Raw genomic sequence first — 18,530 nt, forward strand, 5'->3', positions numbered from 1 at the left:
GGGTTTCTCGGTTGTTGCGAATCCGGGTGGCCGGGCGACTACTTGACCTAGTTTTAAGCAGCCGCCCGACCGTCCCGGAGTCTGATCTAGCTGTAAGTGAGCTTTCGGGGCATCTTCGTTTTTTCACCGGTCTCGGCTTCGCCGATCTTCGTGATCGTCAGGTCTCGCATGCCATGTTTTCTGGAAGGCCATACCCCCCAAACATCGCAACTTTGTGCCCACGCCTGGTCTTCATTTTCGGCGACGACCACTGTTACCTTTTCTTCTGCACTGAAGCGACCGGAGCCAACGGCCCGGCGCAGCGTGCCAGCCACCCGCCACCGAAATCGCTGCTTTTTTAGCTCGTGTCTCGCGGCGACTTCGGGGTCCAAGCAATCTTCGAGTACCTGCTGTTTCTTCTCGCGCTCCGCAGCACGTCGCTGAAGGTCGGCTGTGTGAGCATCAACATCGGTTGGTGCAAACTTATACTCGGGGTTGGGCAGAGTCGCGGTTGGGGTCTCAGTTTTGGCTGCCATTTTCAAACTCCTGTAGTTGGCAGTTTTCATGGTGGCCGCAAGCAAACGCACTTGCAACCGTGAATTGATTGTTACCACCGCGCGTAGCTCGATGAGTCAGCATCGAGGCCGCACACGTTGGGTGCGTCGGGTAGTCGCTCTCGGCGGCCAGTGAGGATCTCGGCAAGGCCCGCTGGCGTGAGCCTGCTAATGCTCTCCGTGGTGACGATCGTGCGAGCCTCGGCAGCTCCGTCCAGTGCATCCACTAAAGCGCTCATCATGCTGCCGATCGATTCGGGTGCTCCGTCGACTAGTGGATTTCTCAGCAGCTCAGCGATTCCGTCCACGATGAGATTGATCTCTCGCTCGACGCTTTTCGCGTCGAAGTTCCGGGTGTCTTGCTGGAGCCATTCACTGGCCATGCGAGCGATTTCCTGCACTTGGCCAATCTCGTCGGACAGCGATACCGAGTCGCCCGTTTCGTGGACTTTGGTAACCAACTTTACCAACGTTGGCTCGAGTTCCTTTGCGAGCTTCACCACTTCGTCGATGATCTCTTGGTCTGCGGAGCTTTGCGGATCGGTTCGCGTTCCTGGGTCGTTCATGGCCGCGCCTTCCATTTCGCAAAGGCTTTCGAACAAGCCGCCGCCGTGGGCCGGGTCGGTCACGATGTCGACGGAGAAAACGTCCGAGATTGATTCGACCACTTCGATGCCGTCTTCGAAGCGGGTGCTTCCGTCGGCCACGTGAGAGAATCCAAACTGATTGCTGAAGTCGGTAGCAGCTTCGATGATGCTTTCGTAGTGCGGCGATTTCTTTCGGAGCTTCACATCGCCGTAGATGCCATCTGCGCGATTGTACGCCCTCGTAATTGTTCCGACCCATCGGTCATAGGATCGTTCGCCGCTCGCTACACCGGCGTGGTCAAGGTAGATTTTTTTGCCTGCATACATGCCTACAGCGCCCTCGCGCGTTCGGCGTGGATAACGCCTGCCGTTTTTTGAGTGCTCGCCTAATAGTTTCGCGGCATAAAGCATACCGGCCGCTTCGTCGACCTTGGGGGCTGTAGTGGCCTTTGCGATCTCTCTCAGTCGGGTGCGTGTTGCGATCATGGGATTCGCTCTCCGATGGGGGTTGAATAGTCCTTACTGGACGCGAACAGTTTGAAAGAGTGCCCGCGTTTCTAGACCCGTTGTGGTTGGTGGGGTGCTTTCGTTGCACATTCAGTGGCAGTTTGCGACAGCAGCAAAGCAATCTCGCGATCTAACTCTTGATTCCGCTTGACCATGAGAAGCAAAATCTCGGTGGCCGTGCGAGCCTTGCGTTCGCTCGATGCAGGATCGTTGGCAATGAGTCCTACGGCCGCGACGATCGCCGGGCGGTCGGCTGGGGCGATCGGCCAGTTCTCAAGGATGGCCTTTTTGAGCAATCGCAGGTCTTTGAGCTTCGACAGGTCCAGGATGGAAGGATCGCCCCCCCTCCCCCCAGTGTTGGAGGAAAGGGCAACCTGCGTATCGGTCAGTGTATCACTTTGCTGGATCATGGAAATGTTACTCAGAAAGGACATGTTGCTTCGCCCCTGCGATTGGCCTCTATCGCTTCGACTCGGGCACGCTCGAAGTCGACGCCGGTTTCTTCGGCCTGCAGTCGTCGCTCGCACCGATCTGCCAGCGATGGCATTCGATGCAAGCCACCCATGGTGTGAATCTCTTGGTCGAGTACCGCGAGCCCCATTCGCTGGAGCCTTGATTGCTTCTGCTTTTGAAACGGGTTCGATCGCTGACCACTGTGTACGCGTACGGAGTGGTCAGCATGGCTTCCACGGGAGGGACCACCACCACCACGCACACCGCCCCCTAAAGGGGGCGTGTACGGAGTGATGGTTGGACCACCATTCCGCACGCCATTCGGTACGGGCTTAAGTGTTGTACGGAGTGGTTTAAGCTGGGTCATTTAGGGTGCCTCGGTATCCATTGAATCAATCACCAGGCGAATGCCTTCGCGGGGTGTTTTCTGGTTGCTGATGGCAACCTCGCATAGCTCAAGCTCACCCAAGTCGAGCATCGTTTCCAAAACCGCTTGCCACCTGCGGCGAGATACCTTTGACAGTTCTTGAGTTTTGGATTTGGTGAGTCCTTCAGGATGCGGGGCGAGTGCTTCGCAGACCTTGCGGCGGTCGCTTTCCATCTGCAGGCTTTCGGTGCGTGCTGCAGCTTCCTCTCGTTCGGCCTGTTCACCCTCGGCCGGGTCTCTGAGTTCAACCTGCCAGGTGCGGCCGCCTGGATCGTCTCTGCGGCCCTCACACACATCGAGCCAACGGCGAGTGCCAAATCCGGCAGAGCCCTCGGTCTTGAACCACAGCCAGTGCTGGCCGGTCTCGGGGTTCCATTCGCGGCGACGGTTGAGCATGATGAAAAACCGAGCCCACTGTTGCCAGCCGGTACCGCCGATGTCTTCCATCGTTGGTTCGGTGTAATGCTCGCCCTCGCGCTGCGGTGTCTTACGGTGATGATGAACGAATACGATCGAACAACCGGTGCGGTCGATGATCTCACTAATTGGGAATAGCACCTCGGCCATCCTCGAAAGCTTGAAATCATCGACCCCCGCGAATGCCTTGTAGGTCGGGTCGACAAACAGGCATTCCAGGGAGAATCGATCGATGAACCGCTCAAGTTGATCTCTCCCGGCTTGGTCCACCAAATGCGGTATCTTGGTGGAAACCTGCAGGTTGAAGTTTCTCAATTCCTCGAGATTCGTCGCGTCGGAAGCCTTGGCAATGCGTCGGAAGGTCTCTTGAGCCGTCGAGATACCTGACTCCGCCGTGATGATTCCGGTGCTGCACTCTCGCTTCACTTCGTACTCGCCCATGAATGGGGTACCGGTCGCCAGTGCAAACACCTCAGCTATGGCCAATGTCGTTTTGAGGCTCTTCGATCGGGCCGATTGCACCCCTCCCTGACCGGCGGTAATGCAGCGATCAATGAGGAAATCCTGCTTACTCTCTATCTTGAGGAACTCCGAGAGCGGAAACGATTCCAGTTCGCTGACCGCGGGGTCTGCTTCGCGAAGAGCATCGTCTGCGAACGCATGGAGTTCACAGAGGATCTCTCGGCTCGATTTGCCGTTTAGGGCGTGCTGCCTTGCCACGCTCGCTGCGTCGTAGATGTTTCGCTTCCGTGCTGCCTCAGCAACGATCAGAGCGTAATGCTCGGCGTGAGCAGTGGTAGGCACCTTTTCGGCGATCGATGCCATGAACGCACCAAGCCCATGGCGAAACTCAGAGTCTTGGAGGTCTCTCAGAAGTAGCACCGGATCGATCGGTTGCCCCATTCGGTGGCGACGCTCAATCGCTCGGAATAGCTCGGCGTGCTCTGGCTCTACGATACAGTGTGCGGACAACACCCGGAGCACCTTCGGGATACACCGCGCGTCCAGCAGCATGCTACCTAGTACGCATTCCGTTGCGTCGGTAGCCAGCGGGATCGCGTGTGCAGGTTGTTCCGAGACCGAAATCATACCGCTCCCCTATCTGCCAACCTCTGGCGATACATCGCGTAGAGGCCACTCAGCAGTTGGGCGGCCGCATCGATGTCGGTTTCCCCTTCGATCGCAAGTCGCGTCTCCAGTATTGCTAGCTCGATTTCGCCAACCGGTTGGGGGAATCTGCTGTTATGGCTCGCGTTTCTTCGCGTGCGGTGGTCGGGCGGGGAGGTGTGATGTACCATGGCAGTGCCTTTCGATTTTTGCCGGGTGCCCCACGGGTCGGGGTCGCCCGGCATTTAATTCAGCTTTCCGCCCCACGCTGGGGCTTTAGAGATTCAAGCAGCTCAGCCTTTGGGTAGCGGTAGCTCCGCTCCGCTACCTTGATGCTCGGGACCTTGCCAGACTTCGTGAGCGTTCGCAGGTGCCGAGCAGAAATCCGCAGCAGGTCCGCGGTTTCCTGGGCTGTCAGATACTCATGCGCGATTGTGGCCATGGGAAAGGCTCCTCTCGATTCAGGCTTCGATTCCATCGCTTTCGACGCGTTCGATCTCCGCGAGTGGAATTCGCACCAATCGACCGTTGCGAATAGCCTTGATGGCTCCGGTTCGAATCCGGTTGTCGATAGTGGTAACAGAGCACCCCAGCCGCTTGGCGGCTTCGATGCGAGTTAGGCTACGGCGACCGACAGCGTGTGCATCGGCGATGAGCATTGTTCTCTCCTGGAGCGGGTTTGCTTAATAACCAGCGGCTAGTGAAGTGGCCCGAGAAGCAACAACAACTCGCAGGCACATAAGGAAAGAAAAAGGGCCGTGAAATCGATGAAATCACGGCCCGCTGAGAGTGTAGAGAAGAAATGGCCCTGTATTTACAGGGGGAAAATAATCTCGGAAAATTGGATTTTCAGTGAAAACGCTGTGAAAACGTGAAAACGATCAGGCAATTTTGTCCGTGTCTGCGCCTTCAATGTACGAGGTACCAAATGATTTCCCGTCCCCGTCGTAGTCCTTAAGCATGTGCATAATCCGTTGACCATCCATCCCGTCATACTGTGCTTTTCCGCCGAACACATCTTTGATTAGCCGACTGACCGTAGCCCCAGAAGCTTTTGATCCGTGGGCAATGGCCTCCAAAGACAGTGTAGCGGGCCAAGGCTCGCCGGATTCCTTGGTGTGATATTCCCGTAGAAATGAGAGCACCTGTTCTCTCGGTACTGTCATTCGCGGCAATGAGTATTCCTCTGGAGAATGCGTGCTGTGAAACTCAAATCGAAGAGCACTTATATCGAGCCGGCATGCAAACAGCGTGGCACGATAGCCATCCCAAAGCTCGTATGGATGAGATTCAGACGACAATTGGAGCATGCGTTCGGGATGCGTGGGAATCCGCAGGATCCCCTTGGATGATATGCTTTCGTTCTCCCTAGGCCACTCAACCAACCGATCCAGCACGGTGCGAAGCAGCCAAGCCCTCCAGGGAGTTTTGCCGGTATGCCTGTCAAGCAATTCGAGCACTCGGGATGGCAGTTGAGCCAAGACCGAATTGGCCGTTCTCACTTCGAAGTAGAGGCTGTTTACAGATTCAGCTAGGTATTTGCTTGTACTGCTGATCAGGTCCAACCGATCTGGATCAGCAAGTTCGTCAAACTGATCATCATCAAAGCGGCTTGCCATATCCACTACACGTCCATCCAGCCCGAATTTCAGTGTGTTACTCGAATTCGCACCCTCAAGTAGCCGTAGATCTTCGGCAATTGCCTGCAAGTGAAGCTCGATGTTTAGAAAGCTATCCGAGAGAGACAATGCGGCGTCGAGTTCATCCACCAGCTTGGGGCGTTGTGCCTTTTTCTTCGCCATCCTTCATTCCTTTCAAGTAACCACCCCAGCCGCGGTGCTGGGCGAAAGGAAGATACCCAGCGCGGCGGCCGACGGCAGGAGCGACCTGCCTAGGTGGGAGTTCTCAGCCTGGTGGCCGCCAGGCGTTCCACCGATTTTACCAACTCGGCAGGATCTGCCTACACTCGCGGCGAGCCTTCACGCGCGGCAATTGAGAGAATCTCGGCTCGAGCGGATTCCGAAAGATGCGGCCAGGATTCGATGAGATTGGCCAATTTCGGGAACTGTGCCACGCTTTTTGCAACGCTGCTTGAGAAAACGCCTAGTTCCCGGTGATTATCGCCTTGTTCGACTCCCCTACGGGGTACTCTTACACATGGCTCTCTGCCATGTGAGTTCCAAGAAGTGACTGTTTTTAGTGCTTCTTGGCGATTTGTGGGGCCCACTCGATGTTGGTGGTTCCCGCAAGCTCCCTCCGTTCGCCCATTCTAAGCTTCGTTTCTCCAGCGCCACTGCGAGATTAAATTGACTACGAGCTACCGGCTCCCATAGGGACCGGCACCGGATTCCGGCGGCACTGACTGCTGTCGAACACAATCTCCAGCAGCCGGATTTCGAGAGCCTGGAATTGAAACCTCAGGGCGATCCGTTCCTGCTCGTTGCAGAGAGGCTCTCCCCGACGTGGAAAGCCGCCCCATACAAACACAATATTCTTCGAGCGATTCGTTTCGACCGCCTGGAACCTCTTGAGCCGACTCCCTAGTGTCGCTTGAAGCGTGGCAAACCATCGGCGCAGTCGTGTGGTCCCGTGCCAGCTTCCCGCAAACGGACAGATACTTGGATCGCCGCTACAAAGGATGCTCGCATCTGCTGCGAACGCATCGTACACGTCTTCCATCACCGAATGGGGAGACGTACGCAATGACTCCAGTAGTCGCTTGGCAATCATCTCTTCGGTGATCACCAGATCCTTCACCGACACGATTCGTTCTTCGGTACTCAGCGCATCGGCCAAGTCGCGAATGGTGCGTCGCGCAAGCGATCCGCCCGACTCCGCCTTGCGAATCAAACGAGTGCTATAGCCCGCTCGTCGGGCAAGTTCGGCTTGGGTGAATCCGACTGAGTCACGTAAAGTCGCGATGGTCTGGCCACTGCAATGGAGCGACCTTGCTGCACGACTTTTCCCCTCTGAAAAATCATTTGGCACCGCCATGCCCTCTCTGTTAACTTGTCCGCCTCAAGAAAGATGTCACGCATCCAGGCAGGGACAAGTAGGGTGAATCCACAGACTCACCGCTTGCAGTCCCCCCAGATTGCTCCCTCTTTATAACCCCCGGACGGCGCCGAGAGTACACGAATAGTTCAAACATTTTCTATTATTTATTTTTCATGAAGATCCTCTTAGATCGTACGTCTGCGGAGCACTTGTAAGCTCACAGGCGCCGATGTCAGCCAACAAAGCGATGGCACACTCTCTCGCTGCGTCTGCTCTGCGAAGTGGTTTTACACTCGAATCACCTAACTTCAGGGCCTGCTTCTCTGCGACACACCGGCATCTCCCATCCCGCCAGACACTAATAGGAAACCATGAGCGAGCGATATAGCACACACGCACTGTGCTTTGGTGAGAATGAATGGCCATATGGATTACCGACTGGCTCGAGACCTTACGAAACTAGTAGTTTCCATGGATCACCCTACGGGATTATGGACCCACATAGTCAACAGGAACGCTGTAGGCACGTTCGCTACATTCTCGCCTTGGACCTCTCTCGGTGCGTTGATCCGGAAAGATTTCCCACTTAGTTTGGTTGTCATAACGTGATGACTTAGGCTCGCTTTTCCTACCTGATCGTCTCTACACGTCGCACGCGTTGATTTTACTTTCTTTCGAACACGAAGTTGGGCACATCTACCATGGCTACTCCACGTTTTCGCCACCGTCAAACGAGTACCGCTACCCGTCGCAATGCTACGATTGCTAAAGACCGGAGGGAGCAACGTGTGGCCCGCTGGCGAAAGTGTTTCCCTAAGGTATCGCTCTCTCGCTGGTGGAAAGATCGGATTGTCGAGAACGTTTGCACCGCGTTTCGTGAAGGCGCCCAGGCGGCCCGTTCGGTTGTCGCCTCGACTGGCACCCACATCGCGATGAGTCGTGGTGGTCGCAAGCTAGGTCTGCAATCCCTGGAATCTCGCGTGCTGCTCGCGGCCGACCTTTTCGTCGACGACGATTGGTCGAGCTACGCCATCAACGATCCGATTGCCGATGTCGACTCGATCACCCCAGGTGACCAAGCAGGCGTCTTTGGAGTTGATGCTTTTGCCTCGATTCAAGCTGCCATCGATAGTGCCGCCGGCTCCTCGATTCAGGTCAACGACGGCGTTTACCAGGCAGTCACCCTATCGTCTGGCACGTTTACCATCACTGCGGCTGGAACGAGTGCCGAAGTCGCCTCGTCTTCTCCCGCCCTCACGGTTAGCGGCGGCGCCACGCTTGACGTGGATGGCCTCACCTTTACCGATAGCACCTACGACGGCGAGTCGGCCATTTTGGTAACCGGAAGCGGAACAACCCTTACGCTCGAAAACGCGACCGTTCGCGAACTGAACACCGGTGCTGCCGAGTCTCTCATCCAAGTAGACGCTGGCGCGACGCTCAATATCAGCACAGCGACAAATGGCGGCAACAACACCTTTGTGGTCAATGCGGGAACCGAAGTCGTAAGTTCAGCCACTTTCATCGATGCCGCGGGAACAGTAAAGGTTGACAGCTCAAACACACTTCAGGTTGCAGTCCCCAAGAACACCGCTTTTGAAATCGATGCGAGACTCGACGGAACTACTGTTACAGGTCTCTCGACAGGAAGTAGCACTCACGGATCAGTGGCCTTAGTTGCAGGCGGAAACCTACGATACACCCCCACAACCGGCTACACCGGCCCAGCCAGCTTCAATTACTCTCTTGCAGGTGGTCTCACGAACGAAACAGTTCAGATCACCGTCTTCGACACAAACGATGCTCCCGTGATCACTGCGCCTAGCACAGTAGGAGCCGTAGAAGAAACCTCCCAAGCGATCACAGGCATCACCGTTAGCGATGTCGACGCAGCCGCCGCCTCGAATCTGACGGTTGCTTTGAATGTTGACCATGGTGTTCTCGACATCACACTGGCTGGCAGTGCCAGCATCGAAGCGGGCAGTACCGGATCCAGTTCGTTGACGCTCATGGGCTCCCTCGCGGACTTGAACGCAACTCTTGCCAGCTTGGTTTACACCGGCAACGGGAATTTCCAAGGCAATGAGCAACTCACCATCGTAGCGAACGATGCCGGAAACACCGGCCCTGGAGGCCCCCAAGAGACCACCAAGACACTTACCATCGTGGTAGCCAACACCGACGATTCGTTCACCCTCGGCGGCGATTCTACAACCGACGTACCGGAAGGGGGATCAAAGGTCATCACCTCTGCTGACCTGAATACTGACGATCCCGATGGCGACACGATCACCTACACGATCACCTCATTGCCCTCCGCGTACACCGGAAATGGCGACTTTGCCGGCGGAGCAGGTCTATCACTCGACGACGGGGCAACCTTCCTCGGTCTCGGCGATACCTTTACTCAAGACGACCTTGGCACTCTGAAATATATCCACGATGGTTCCGAGACCGGCGGAACGACTGATACCTTCGGGTTTAGTGTTAGCGATGGAACCACCAGCTACAGCGATCAGCTCTTCACGATCGACATCATCGATCAGAACAGTGCTCCTGTCATCTCGACTCCCGCCGGAACCATTACGCTAGCGGAAGAAGCCACTGTAGCAATCCCCAGTGTCTCGGTGACCGACTCCGACGCTGGAGAGAACCCCATCAGCGTTACTCTTACTGCTACTGGCGGTACCTTGTCGGTAGTCCTAGCGGGCGATGCAGAAGATGGTAACAGCAGCGGCACAGCAGTACTATCTCTCACCGGTACCCAAACCGATATCAATGATACCCTGGCAACTCTTGCGTTCACTGGTGCACTCGATACTTACGGTGAATTCACAATTGAGATCCACGCCAGCGACAATGGCTACTCCGGCGGTGGCGGCACACAAACCTCTGATAAAGTTGTGCCGGTCAGCATCAGTGCGGTCAATGATGAACCGATCATCGGTGGAACTCAAAGTTTCACCGTAGCAGAAGGTCAGCAGATCACGGTTGCCCAGAGTGTCCTGTCTGCGATCGACCCCGACTCTGTGGTCGAAGATATAACCTATACGGTCACCTCGCTGCCAAGCTACGGCACTCTCAATAAGACCACCTTTACACAAGCCGAACTCAACGTAGGGATGGTGGTCTACACCCACCTTGGCGGTGAAGCCCCCACTGATTCGTTCGAAGTGAGTGTAAGCGATGCAACAGGCGAAGGTCCGATCGACGATACCGCGGTCATCTCTGTTGCCGTTACTCAGGTTAACGATGCACCAGTTGTGGACGTCTCTTTGGCCTCGCAGTCGATCCCCAACGCAGTAGAGAACGAAGCATTTTCCTTCAGTCTCGACGCCAACACTTTCGTTGACCCCGATAACTCTGTTGTTCCTGGCACCGACGTTCTCACCCTCACCGCTCCCGGCCTCCCCTCTTGGCTCTCGTTCGATGGTACCACCTTCAGTGGCACGCCTAGCAACGCTGATGTACAAGCTGGCTCATTGACGATTACAGTCATCGCAACCGATCTTACCAATGTATCTGTCAGCGACTCGTTCACATTGACTCTCGTGAATGTCAACGACGCTCCCACGGTAGCCACAACAACTGGCACCACTACCTATGAAGAAAATGCTGACGCTATTGTCATCGACAGCGGAGTGAGTGTTGCCGATGCCGACAACATGAACTTGGTGGGAGCCACGGTAACGATCACGAATCCCGAAGCGGGAGATCAGTTAGTATTCTCCGACACCACGGAAATCTCCGGCTCCTACGCCAACGGAATCCTGACTCTCTCGGGTACCGCAACTGTTAGTCAATACCAAGATGCGTTGCGATCCGTCAAGTTTGTCTCGATTGGCGACAATCCCGTTGGCGGCAATAGGATCGTCGAGTTCGTTGTGAATGATGGGACCACTAGCAGTGAACTAATCAGCGAAGAAGATGGCGATGACGCGTCACTCGCCTATAGCAAGGAAGTAGAGGTCCAGCCATCCAACGATTCTCCTCTGTTTAGCAATGGTACATTGCATGTCTCAGAAGGAGCAGTGATCAGCCTTGCTTCGGCGATTAGTGTCATCGACCCCGATACTAATCCCGCTGACGTGGATATCACTATTGAGTCCGCTCCTACGTGGGGCACCATCATGGAGTCGGGCGTAGCTTCGGATGGCACTTTCACACTCGCTCAACTGCAAAGCGGTTTGGTGACCTATTCGCACGATGGCAGCGAAAACCATAGCGACCAGTTTGAACTTTCGGTCAACGATGGCGGAACTCCTGACTACGCGACCGTATCGGTGAATATTTCCCCGATCAACGATGCTCCCGCATTAACCAATAAGATCTCCGAGCAATCGCCTCCAGCAGCAACTGAAGAGCAGGAATACACTTTTGAATTGGCACCCGACACCTTTACAGACGCAGAGGATGCCACTCCACCAGTGCTTACGGCCCAGCTCGAAGGCGGCGCAGCACTGCCAGCATGGCTCACGTTCGACGGCACCACCTTCTCAGGAACTCCGGATCAAGACGACGTGCAACCCGGTTCGTTGGATATTGTGGTGATCGCCACCGATTCGAATCTGGCCACCTCAACCGACTCCTTCACGTTGATCTTGAACAAAATCAACGATGCTCCCACGGTGACTGTTGGCGAAGAAGTCACTGCATTTGAGGAAGGAACTCCGGTTGCGATAGCTCCTGAGATTTCGGTCGCCGACGTCGACGATACGTACCTGGCTTACGCCTACGTGACGATCACCAATCCGGAAGCGGGTGACACCCTGGTGTTCGTAGATACCGATAACATCACCGGCAGCTTCGATGGCACCACGCTAACACTCACCCCTGTCGAAGATGGGGCAACCGTCGAACAATTCGAAGCGGCGTTGGCCTCGGTACAGTTCTCTCTCAGTGGGGCAAATGAACATAACCCCGTTGAAGGAACTCGCGTCATCGAATTCATGGTGGAAGATGCGACCCTCGATTCGAATGTCGCCACCAAGGAAGTCACGGTAACCGCCCTGAACGACGCTCCTTACGAGGTTGCTAATACGGGCATGGAGATCGCCGAAAACTCCACCGGCAATACGCTTGCCATGGCAGCACTGCAATTTGCCGACTACGAAGGGGCAGCAACCAGCGACATCACCTACACCTTGACCAATGTCGACGTGGAATTGATCAGCTTGAACCTGCAGGGCGTTGGGCCGATCACGGGCGGTGGAACAAACAACACGTTCACTCAAGCCGATATCGACGCAGGCTTGCTCACCATCGATTCCCTTGGTACCGATGCGCTCGACGGTGCCGATCATGTTACCTTGACGTTCGACATCAACGATGGATCTGGGAACATCACTTCCAATGTCTCGTTCGACATCAACATCTCCAGAGTGAACGATGCACCTGTTTTAACAGGTGACAATCAGATTACCGCTACCGAAGAAGTCGACGGCACTCCTGTCGTCACACCCATCGAAATCGATGATCTTGCTGGCAGCGACGAAGAAGACGCAAACAACACGTTGATGTTCGTAGTGGATTCGATCCCAGCTTATGGTGAGTTGTTGATCGATGGTGTTGCCGCAGTTGGAGGGGAGACCTTCACCCAGCAAGACATTATCGATGGAAAAATAGCCTATAAGCACACTTCGCTCCTCGAACCCGCCGGCGGGCTGGCAGGTGACTCGTTTGACTACACAGTATCTGACAGTGGTTCCGATCTCGGTATTGAAAGCGTCTCCGGCACTCTCAACATCGAGATTATCGAGTCAAATGACACGCCTGTGGTTTCAGGGACCCTGGCCGCTGAGTTTGGCAACGAAGACGCTGCCAATCTGGTTCTCACCTCGAACGAGCTGACGGCCTCCGATGTCGACGACGTGGATGACGACCTCACATTTACGATCACAGCGTTGCCTAGCTCTGGGTCGTTACTAATCAACAATGTTCCCGCTAACTTAAACCAGACATTCACGCAGGCTCAGATCACTAATCTGGAGATCTCGTACGACTTCGACGAATCGCTGGAGCAATCGACTTCGCCATTCACCGACAGCTTTAAGTTCACGGTAACCGATAATCGCGCCGTAGGTGCTCAAACAACCGGTGAGCAAACCTTCAGCCTGACGATCACTCCGATTGACGACAACGTCCCGACGGGTGTCGAGGGTTCGATTGCCGTGGATGAAGGAGCTGTTGAGGCAGTAACCGAACTGCAGGGCGGGCTAACAAGCCTGCTGCAGTTAGTAAGTGATGCCGACCTTGGCGTTGCAGAGCACAGCGAACTGGTTGTCTCCGAGGTGAATGGCACCTCGGTGGGTCCAGACACCGTGATCGCTCTGGCAACCGGCACTTTGACCGTGCAACCGGATGGCACCTTTGCATTCGCACACAACGGTGCTGAGACGCCAGTCACCGAGAGTTTCACTTTCAAAGTGATGGACTCGGCAAATGTGAGCGAAGAGATCACTGTCACCATCGATGTAACGAATACGAACGATGCTCCAGTCATCACCACGGAAGATGCAACAGGCACCACCGTGGTGGAAGAAGGAACAACAACCGTTAAGCTGGCTACAACTGCGATCAGCGACGCGGATGTTGGTGACGGAAATCTACGAGTCACAATCACTTCAGACGCTGGGCAAGGTACCATCACTGCCAGCGACTTGGAAGACATCACCGTGAACTTGGTAGACGCCAACACGGTAACTCTCGAAGGTACTTTGGAGGATCTGAACGCTTACCTCAACTCCATTGGATTCGATTTTTCTCCTGTTACAGATTTTGCTGGCACCGCCGAAATTGCTATCACGGTTGATGATCTCGGCAATGCCGGAGTTGGCGGGCCCCTCACTGGCACCGACACCCTCGACATTCTGGTGACCGATGTAAATGATATTCCGGTAATCGATGGTGACAACCTGATTGAGCTGGGAAGCATTGATGAAGATACCAGCTTGCCACAACTCGACGTCTTCGCATTGACCTCGCCTGGAGGCGGTGCGGACGAAGCCGAGCAAAGCTTCACCTTTACCGGGGTAAGCCTAACGGAGGGCATCGGTTCCCTGGGCTTCAATTCCGAGAACGGAACAATTGACTTCACGCCAGCCACCGATTGGTTTGGTTCAGTAACGATCGAGGTGGAAATTACCGACAATGGCACGACCAATGGTGAAGCCGATCCAATGTCGACCACGGCTACAATCACCTTTGAGGTTACCCCGGTGGACGACGCTCCAACGTTCACACTCGGCGAGAACCCCTTAATCACGAAGGATCTGACTTCTACAGCCTTTGGATTCCTTCAGAGCCTGAATCTAGGCAACTCAGAAGGAGAATCGCTGGCAAACATCAGCTTCGATGTACTCAATGTCGCTGATGATTCCACTGTATTTACGGAACTCTCGATTGAGGATCCTTTCGGAGCAGGCAATCTAGTCATGGTACCTGCCACCGATGTTACGGGAATCTTCGATATCCGCATCACTATCACCGATGGCAGTGACGGTCCCTCTGGTGTCGAAACTTCGACTTCCATGGATTTCCAGATCGTAATCACGGACGGAAATGGGGATCCACCAACAGCCGTAGCAGACTCGATTTCTGGAGTCTTGGAGGGTGGCGTCTACGATACGGCGTCAGGAGCAGATGGCACCTTCAGCCTGCTCGACAACGATACCGACCCTGACATCACAGGGGACGAAACCGGAGACCCGATCGATAGCTTGTCGGTCACTCAAGTATCCTATGGCGGCCTAACGGTTCCCGCAGGCACTCCAATTCCAACAGCCCATGGAACCGTGACGGTAAATGCCGACGGCACCTTACTCTATGAGCATGATGGTTCAGAGAACTTCACCGACACCTTCTCGTATACCATCACCGATGTGAACACCAGAGTCACTAGCGATGCTTCAGTAACGATTGAGATCGAGCCTCAGAACGATAGTGTGCCAAACGCTATCGCCGAGGTGGATATCACGGAAGGTGAAGAAGGCACAACCCTCTTCACCTTCGATGGGCAAGGCTCCACTGATGACGATCTACCGACTGACAGCCTGACGTACTCGTGGGACTTTGGCGATGGCACCTATGGTTCTGGAGCTGTCGTCAGCCATACGTTTGCCGACGACGGGGTTTACGAAGTGGTTCTCACCGTTACCGATAGTGCACTTCACACATCGGAGAGCGTACCACTGACAATCACTGTTGCTGACGTTGCTCCTACCGCAACGCTATCGGGTGCAGCCACGGTAAACGAAGGAGCTAGCTACACCTTAACGCTAGATAGCATTAATGATCCTGGCGACGACACCGTAACCGATGTCGTAATCGACTGGGGCGATGGAATCGTCGAGACATATGAGCTTACGACCAGTACGTTCGTTCATACGTTCGCGAACGGGACGAACACCACTAGCGACATTAAAGTACTGTTGGTCAATGAAGACGGGTATCACGACAATGCTGGTGTGCTTCCTGTTACGGTAAACAACGTGGCCCCCACCGGGCTTCTGCTGAACGGTGGTGATGTAAACGAAGGCAACTCCGGGCTGGTGTTTGTTGTCGGTGTCTATGATCCGGGAACCTCCGACCAGGTTGTGTTCGATTACGACTTCAACAACGACGGGATCTACGACCTAGTAGGTTCCACCAGTAGTTCGGCAGCCGTACCAGCTTCGTTCCTGGCCGAGGGAGGTTCGGTTGCCCCTGCGACCGATCAGACCGAAGTCACTGTCGGAGTACGACTACGAGATCAAGACGGCGGTGAGCAAGTGCTCTCCACTTCGTTCCAGGTAATCAACGTTGCACCTACTGTAACTCCGGTAGTCGACACCACGGCAAACATCAACGAACCGTTCACCAAGACGATTCAGTTTACCGATCCGGGTGCCGAAGCGGCTGGCTTTGATTACACGCTGGTGATTGAAGATTCCGGCGGAAAGGTCGTGGACACCATCACCGGCAGCACTGCAACCACGAACCGCACGGTTGAGTTCGCTCGCACCTTTACGACAACCGGCACCTATACGGTGAGTGTGACGGTCGACGACAACAATGCTGGTGGCACAAGTGCTGTCGAAACCTTCACCGTCGACGTCGTCGATCCGGATGCGTTCTACACCACGCTGGAAGTAGTGAACGTTACTCCCACCAGCAGTGGAGTGGCCATCGAGTTCAACCAGTCGCTAGACATGGAACAGCTGAACCTTTACTCCGGCATCAACGGTGCTGCAGCCGACATGACACTCATGCGGGACGGCACCGCGGTGAAGGGCTCGGTGGTCTACGACGAAGCCACAAATACCCTAACCTTCGTAAAGACCGGTGGGACACTGGCGGCTGGCAACTACACGCTGACGCTCAAGAGCGGTAGCGAGCAGTTTGTCAGTGCCGATGGGGACCTTCTGGCTGGAAATCTCGCCAACGGCGACTTCACCACCACCTTCTCCGTCGGATCCTCGGGCTCGATCCTTTCGATTCCCGACTTCGCCCGCGGTCCTGGCCAGGGGGTCGATCTCACCCCGGGTGATGCCGCGGATGTGGATCTACCGATTCGGGTGAACAACGTTACGAACCTGCTGTCGCTCGATGTCGAAGTCCACTACGATCCCGCCTTGCTGCAGATCGATAGTGTGGCCTCTGCCATCGATGGACTGTCGGTATTCGCTTCGATCGATAACGAGAATGGCGTGATCGTCATCTCCGCCAGTAGCACGACTCCCATTTCCGGAGCCGAGCTCAATCTAGTGAACTTGATCGGCTCGGTACCAGCCGAGGCACTTTACGGTGCTTCTCAGGTCATTGAACTTGTCACTCCAGCAGGATTGGCTGGTTCGCTCAACGAAGGGGCGATCACGGCTACCACCGACTCGGCCATCCACAAAGCCATCTTTGTGGGCGATGTCGATGGTTCGATGAGCTACAACGCGAACGACACTGGTATCTTCGCCAGTGTGGTGATCGGAGTCACAACCGGGTTCCCGGACATTGCCAACGGTCAAGCGTCCAAGGCAACGTATCCTCTCACCGACCCATCGATCGTCGGCGATGTCTCTGGCAACGGAGCACTCGGCGGTTTGGATCGCTCGCTGATCGCCCAAGAGATTGCCGGGATCGATCCTCCGCAGGTGCCAGATCTGCCAGCGATTACCGCTCCTTTGGCTTCGGCAATGCTGGATCCAGCATTCAACCTGCCGGAAACCATCTATGCGGTGCCAGGTGAGTCGGTTCAAGTGCCGGTAGAACTCGATATTGAATCGGGTGCATCGGTATACGCAGCCGCGTTCGAGAGCCTGACCGACAGCGGGGTGGTTGACTTCCAAGGAGCGAGCAAAGGGGCCGATTGGGATACCAATTGGGAACTCACTCAGAACGAAGTCTCCGAAGGCGAAGTTCGCGTCGTGGTCTCTAACACAGCCTTCCAGCCGGCGGCTGAGGGTGTGAACCAGATCGTTAACCTGGGTTATACCATACCAGCGACGGCCGAAGCCGGGGACACCACGACTATCGAAGTGTCGCCGCTGGACCCAACGGATGCTGGCCTTGTTTGGACATCCGACACTGGCAGTGTGGTAGTCACCTACCCTGGCGACTACAACCGCAACGGCACTGTTGACCAGGCCGACTATGACATCTGGAAGGCCACGTACGGCTCGACTACTGATTTGCAGGCCGATGGCAATGGCGACGGCACGGTCAGCCTAGCGGACTACACGATCTGGCGAGACCAACTCGGCCTCTCTGTGGTCAGCTCAACTCCTGCTACCGCTAGTGCCATGACTTCGGCGTCAACCGAGGCTCCTACGGCTAGTGCCAGTTCCGATATGGGGACTAGCGTGGCACCCGTAAGCCTTGGTACCGAGGACACCGCTGAGCAACTGCCGACAGCAGTGATGGCTGTCCAGGCACCAACAGCTGTGGAGTCGACTGTCGAAACCACCGCTTGGCTACAGGGTCCTGTCCAGCAATCAGCAACGCAGCCTTTCCAACGTAGCTTCTCCACCGACGAGTCGGTTGCAGAAGATAGCGGGGCACGCGACCAAGCCTTGTTGTTGCTAGGCGACGCTGTTGAAGAAGACTCGTCCGATCTGTTCGGCACTTCGAAGGAAGTGGTGAATAAGGACAACGTCGAATCGGCTTGGGACCTTGCCTTCGCCGAAGATGGCGAACTAGCGGAAGCCCGAGGCACGATTGGTCGCTTCGGGGCACGCTGGAATCGTGGTCTCTAAAGGCCAATAGACTTACCCGTGGGCAGCATTCCTGACTCCCGCGAGCCTCTTTCGGCTTGCGGGTGTCAGGGAAGCTTACGGGCGAGCTTCGCCATCAGTATTGCGTAACTTGCTGGGCAAAGGAACCAGACGCAGGTTTGCTGTTGGCCTCTCACAAAGCTGTTGCTGCAAAGCGATTGCACGAACTCCCCTAGGCTAGTTCAAGGGGATTGCAGGATTTAGCGTCAAACCATCTGGCACAATCGTTACCGTCGCACCTAGCGTGTCTGCGGGTAGC

At 55.4% G+C, this 18,530-nt stretch carries 9 protein-coding genes; 1 reads left to right on the forward strand and 8 read right to left on the reverse strand.

Translation table 11 applies throughout. The features are described 5' to 3' along the window. Positions 1-86: 86 nt before the first annotated feature. The 8 genes from Pan181_RS09490 to Pan181_RS09525 all read right to left on the reverse strand — a co-directional run bounded on the left by Pan181_RS09490 (position 87) and on the right by Pan181_RS09525 (position 7,025). Positions 87-515: a hypothetical protein gene (locus Pan181_RS09490; protein ID WP_145246593.1), complete on the reverse strand. Its 429-nt coding sequence runs from the start codon at positions 513-515 to the stop codon at positions 87-89. 71 nt (positions 516-586) lie between these two features. Continuing rightward, positions 587-1,606 (reverse strand): hypothetical protein, encoded by a 1,020-nt coding sequence (locus tag Pan181_RS09495; protein ID WP_197529095.1) that lies wholly within the window; start codon positions 1,604-1,606, stop codon positions 587-589. 71 nt (positions 1,607-1,677) lie between these two features. Next, positions 1,678-2,037, reverse strand: a complete 360-nt coding sequence (locus tag Pan181_RS09500) for a hypothetical protein (protein WP_197529096.1) — start codon at positions 2,035-2,037, stop codon at positions 1,678-1,680. 410 nt (positions 2,038-2,447) lie between these two features. After that, entirely contained in the window at positions 2,448-4,013 is a 1,566-nt protein-coding gene (locus Pan181_RS09505; protein WP_145246596.1) for a DnaB-like helicase N-terminal domain-containing protein, read from the reverse strand. Between the two features lie 268 nt (positions 4,014-4,281). Beyond that, on the reverse strand, positions 4,282-4,473 hold the full coding sequence (locus Pan181_RS09510; RefSeq protein WP_197529097.1) for a helix-turn-helix domain-containing protein: 192 nt from the start codon (positions 4,471-4,473) through the stop codon (positions 4,282-4,284). 19 nt (positions 4,474-4,492) lie between these two features. Beyond that, positions 4,493-4,690 carry a helix-turn-helix domain-containing protein gene (locus Pan181_RS09515; RefSeq protein WP_145246598.1) on the reverse strand — a complete coding sequence of 66 codons (198 nt, stop codon included), beginning with the start codon at positions 4,688-4,690 and terminating at the stop codon, positions 4,493-4,495. Between the two features lie 222 nt (positions 4,691-4,912). Next, positions 4,913-5,833, reverse strand: coding sequence for a hypothetical protein (locus tag Pan181_RS09520; protein ID WP_145246599.1), 921 nt, complete (start codon positions 5,831-5,833; stop codon positions 4,913-4,915). A gap of 508 nt (positions 5,834-6,341) precedes the next feature. Further along, positions 6,342-7,025 (reverse strand): helix-turn-helix domain-containing protein, encoded by a 684-nt coding sequence (locus Pan181_RS09525; protein WP_145246600.1) that lies wholly within the window; start codon positions 7,023-7,025, stop codon positions 6,342-6,344. A gap of 791 nt (positions 7,026-7,816) precedes the next feature. Here Pan181_RS09525 and Pan181_RS09530 point away from each other — a divergent pair. After that, positions 7,817-18,253, forward strand: coding sequence for a cadherin-like domain-containing protein (locus Pan181_RS09530; protein ID WP_197529099.1), 10,437 nt, complete (start codon positions 7,817-7,819; stop codon positions 18,251-18,253). The last annotated feature ends 277 nt before the right edge of the window (positions 18,254-18,530 follow it).

It is taken from the genome of Aeoliella mucimassa, assembly GCF_007748035.1.
GTDB lineage: Bacteria > Planctomycetota > Planctomycetia > Pirellulales > Lacipirellulaceae > Aeoliella > Aeoliella mucimassa.